This is a genomic window from Bacillus sp. 05T31, assembly GCF_056396725.1.
The window spans coordinates 1-430 of sequence record NZ_JBFTMA010001418.1 but is presented as its reverse complement, the minus strand read 5'-3'; the positions used below and the strand labels follow the sequence as shown (position 1 = coordinate 430).

The 430-nt window shown below is 32.1% G+C and carries 1 pseudogene; it reads left to right on the top strand.

Annotated features, from left to right (window positions below):
* Positions 1-430: pseudogene (locus AC1DJR_RS33610) on the top strand (glycosyltransferase family 2 protein); the annotation flags it as partial.

The window sequence follows — 430 nt, the reverse complement described above, 5'->3', positions numbered from 1 at the left end:
CTATTTAACCGATGATACTATGTACGTTCCAAATAGATTAGCTGAAATGTTATCTTTCTTACAAAAAAGTCCTGAAATAGATGTGGTGTATTCTTCTCAGCACGTAAAATGTGTTGATTATAATCTACAACCTACTCATGAATATGTAAGAAAAGCCTCGGAAATTTTATATACAGCTGCAAATGTTGTGGATCACTGTTCAGTTATGCATACAAGAAGAATTTTATTAATGGTTTATCAAAAATACAGTAATTATTGGGAGACCGATCCTCTATATTGGTTTAACGGAGATGCAATGTTTTGGAAACGTCTAAATACATTCCAACCTTTCTATCCTATTAACAAAGTGCTCGATATTACTTTCAAAACACCTTTTTCCTTCCAAAATCTATATGCCAACCTCCCATCTAAAGATTTAAATGGTATATTG